Here is a 3,333-nt window from a genome sequence, read left to right on the forward strand (position 1 = left end):
AGAGTTGTTCCTGGAAGACTTCCGGGTCGGCGGTGGCAGTCATTTCATCCCGGCAGATCAGCCGGTGTGGCGGTAGCACCAGCTCCTGATGCTCCTCACTGATGGCCTCGTTCCATTGCTTGCGGGTGATATTGGGGAACACCACCCCATAGCCCCACGGGAAACAGAGTTTGCCTTTGTGCTGGGCGGAGGTTTGTTGCAGGTGTTCATCGCGCTGCAGTTTCTTGATGGCGGTGAGCGCACACTGGCGGGCTTGCTGCAGTGGGTTGGTGACGGTCTTCAGGCCATCGGAGGTGAAGATTTCCACATCACGGGGCGTGATTTGTTTGAGGGTATCCAGCTTCCAGTCCTTCACCTCAAGGAACAGCAAGCCACGACCGGGATGAAGAATGATGTAATCTGGGTAGCGTCGGCTGCGCCCCACCGGGGTGTCGTACCAGACGGTGTAATCATCCTCCAGCAGCGTTTCCAGCCGCTGCCCCAGGCGCCGCTCGCCCGCGGTCATACCGCGCAAGGTGCTGAGGTTGGGGATGACGGTGGCCATTGCCTACCGCTCCCAGCTCATGGTGACCCCATAGGCCTTGCCATGAACATTCAGGCGAGAATATCCAAGCATAATCATCCCGCTATTTTCTGGCTGCCACTGAACCAGTGTCAGCTTTTCAGTTATGTCCTCTTTCCCGTCGAGCCACAAAACGAGCTTCGCCATCCAGCCGAGATCAAACGCATCGAATGATGGCTGCCCAAACTTTCTCTCTAATTTTGCTCTATGGTTTTCAAAGAAACGCTTTTGCTCCGCCCCGCTATTGAACCAGGCACCGTAATAAACCATAGAGACATTGTCTGCATCGCATTGATACCAGGTTATTTCAGAGAGATCCGGGGTACTGTGTTGAAATGCCAGAAGCTCTTGCTCCAGCATGGTTTCCAGAGGCAGATCCGCCTCCGCCCCCCGCGCAATTTCCATCTGATAGGTTTCAAGACATGAATCACCGGGTGAAACGCCTAGGAGCAGGGCGGAATGGGCTAACGGTGAGCACAGGAATGCGTACAGCACGAAGAGGGTTCGGCACTGCTGGGGAATAACTCGGCAGGTTTTCTGGTTAGGCGCTCCCCAGAATAAAAGCATCCAGTCCCTCATTGCTTTCCTGCCCACCATCCTGGCGGGCCTGTTGTTATTGGTATCTTTCTATTTGTGATCCAGTTCCGAATGTACACAATCTTCGGGCGCAAATAAATGAATAAGCTTCAGAGGCTTTGTTTCTTTGTTGCGGGCAACGGTAAAAGTAATGGTTCGCCCCTCTAGTGAGGCTCCTGCACCTCCTATGCTCGTGCCTTGATCTGCCAACAGGCGGCGTTGAATTTCACGGTATCGTCGAACACAAAGGGCTCAAAGGCTTCTCTGACGACGGTAATGAGCTGGGCTTGTGTCTTTTCGTCCAGGTCGGGAAAAACGCGGCCGAGTGGGCCCAGGCGGGTGAAGTAGCCGATCAGTTCGGTCTCGGGGAAAGCGCATTCGAAATCCAGTGGTTCGATGCTGATGTGATGCCACTGTGCAGCCTCAAGAATACTTTCCACACGTTTGGGTTCTGCGAAGGCGAACTGCCCAGGGGCGTCCGGGGCTTGTTGTGGCAGCGTGACCATGGATTTGGCCGCACGGGCGGCGGCGGTCATGAAGGGGTTTTCTTGCGGGGAGCGCCAGGCAACGAACAGCCCACGGGCATCTCTGGTGGCGGCACGCCGCAGGTTCTGGAAGGCCTTGATGGGATCGTCGAAGAACATGATGCCGAAGCGCGAGACCAGCATGTCGTACTGGCTTTCAACAAAAACATAGGCTTGAGCATCGGCACAGATAAACTCTGCCCCCGCCTTTTCTGCGCCGTTCTTTTTCGCACCCTGCCGCGCCGCCTCGATCATGACCTCGGAAATATCGACGCCGGTTGCCTGCCCCCCACCCCGCGTATAACGGCTGATCGCACGGGTTGTGCCGCCGGTGCCACAACCGATATCGAGAACACGCTGTGGCGACTGGCATTCCACCGCCTCAGCCAGCAACACCTCAATGGGTTTGAACAGGTGATCAATCAGCTGCTGGGATTCCACCCAGTTGCGCCCACCCACGCTTTTCCACAGCGTGGACGGGTTGTCGGGTGTCTCTGTTGAAATGGTCATGCTCACTCTCCGGGCGGCGTCGCCTTGATGTTACCGGTCAGCATGCCACTTCAAGCCGGCTTTAGGTCAAGCAACGTTTTTTGGAGGGGAGTAAAAAGTTCGCGCCTCAAGTGGCGCTCCTACAAAAGGGGAGCCGGCATCGTCTGCGGTAAGTTGGCATGGTTCCCGCAGTAACTTGCCTGGTGGCCGGCGAAAGTGCTGGCCGAACCCTTTGTGGTCCCTGACCAGAGCAAGAGGTAAGCCCCATGGATTCTGTATCCATCAAAGACCTGATGAGCACCCGCTTTGCGACAATTCACCCGGAGATGCCGGTGGTGGAAGCCTCCAGCAACCTGATCAAACTGGACATGCTGGGCAGCCCGGTCACCGATGACGCCGGTACGCTGGTGGGCTGGATCAGTGAGCGCGAATGCCTGCAGGCGGCGCTGCAGGTGGTGTATCACAACCAGCGCGTGGCCACGGTAAAGGACCTGATGCAAAGCGAGGTGCTGACGGTATCGCTCACCGATGACGTGCTAAGCCTGGCCCAGCAAATGTTGGCCGCCAAGCCCAAGATCTACCCGGTGGTGGATGCCGCCAACAAGGTGGTGGGCGTGATCAGCCGCCGCCACATACTCAATATGCTGGACCAGAAGCTGGCCGAGCTGTGCCAAAAGGCGGGCTAGCCTGCCGCCTGGCGTAGCCAATAGCCTGATTTGCGCACTTTTGGTGCTCAAAACACGCGCATGCGTGTCTTATTTTGGTGCGCAAGCGCCAGGTAATGCTCAATGCTTCACGGCGAATCCAGGCCGGCATCGCGCCGGCTGCCTTCGATCATGTGGCGTGCCATGGTCGCCAACCCTTGGGACAGTTCGTCGAAGCTCACCATGGGGTCGTCATGGCTCAGCTGATGGACCAGGGCCGCAATGCCGCCGTGGGTCATGATGTAGTTCATCACCGGCAGGTTGGGCAGGTGGATGTATTCCGGGTTCCGGGACAGGTATTGCATGGACAGCGTGCCCAGCACTTGCCGCAGCGGTGCCACATGTTGCTGCGGTAAATGCTGGCTGAGCAGAGCCGCACAGTGCAGGTAGCGCTTGTTGNTGCGGCTTAGCAGCTCGCGGAGATGCTGCAGGATATGCAGGATGCCTTCGTCCGGTTTTTTCCGAATAACCTCGGGGG

4 protein-coding genes are annotated in these 3,333 nt (G+C 57.3%); 1 reads left to right on the forward strand and 3 read right to left on the reverse strand.

Annotated features, from left to right (window positions below; genetic code table 11):
* From A3754_RS20525 to A3754_RS20535, 3 genes are all read right to left on the reverse strand, one after another.
* Positions 1-544 (reverse strand): nuclease-related domain-containing protein (locus tag A3754_RS20525; RefSeq protein WP_197468745.1); only part of this gene is annotated, 544 nt, incomplete at its 3' end.
* Between the two features lie 3 nt (positions 545-547).
* Positions 548-1,129: a hypothetical protein gene (locus A3754_RS20530; protein ID WP_156497120.1), complete on the reverse strand. Its 582-nt coding sequence runs from the start codon at positions 1,127-1,129 to the stop codon at positions 548-550.
* Between the two features lie 194 nt (positions 1,130-1,323).
* The gene (locus A3754_RS20535; RefSeq protein WP_063521172.1) at positions 1,324-2,172 is read right to left on the reverse strand and encodes a class I SAM-dependent methyltransferase; all 849 of its coding nucleotides are present in this window, start codon (positions 2,170-2,172) and stop codon (positions 1,324-1,326) included.
* A 245-nt stretch (positions 2,173-2,417) separates the two neighbouring features.
* On the opposite strand from A3754_RS20535, the gene A3754_RS20540 reads away from it, so the two are divergent.
* Positions 2,418-2,837, forward strand: a complete 420-nt coding sequence (locus A3754_RS20540; RefSeq protein WP_007151042.1) for a CBS domain-containing protein — start codon at positions 2,418-2,420, stop codon at positions 2,835-2,837.
* The last annotated feature ends 496 nt before the right edge of the window (positions 2,838-3,333 follow it).

Source organism: Alcanivorax sp. HI0083 (assembly GCF_001635175.1).

What these genes read in the sequence shown, in the direction of transcription:
- A3754_RS20530 (WP_156497120.1), bottom strand. Translation starts at nt 1,129, where the DNA reads ATGCTTTTATTCTGGGGAGCGCCTAACCAGAAAACCTGCCGAGTTATT.
- A3754_RS20535 (WP_063521172.1), bottom strand. Translation starts at nt 2,172, where the DNA reads ATGACCATTTCAACAGAGACACCCGACAACCCGTCCACGCTGTGGAAA.
- A3754_RS20540 (WP_007151042.1), top strand. Translation starts at nt 2,418, where the DNA reads ATGGATTCTGTATCCATCAAAGACCTGATGAGCACCCGCTTTGCGACA.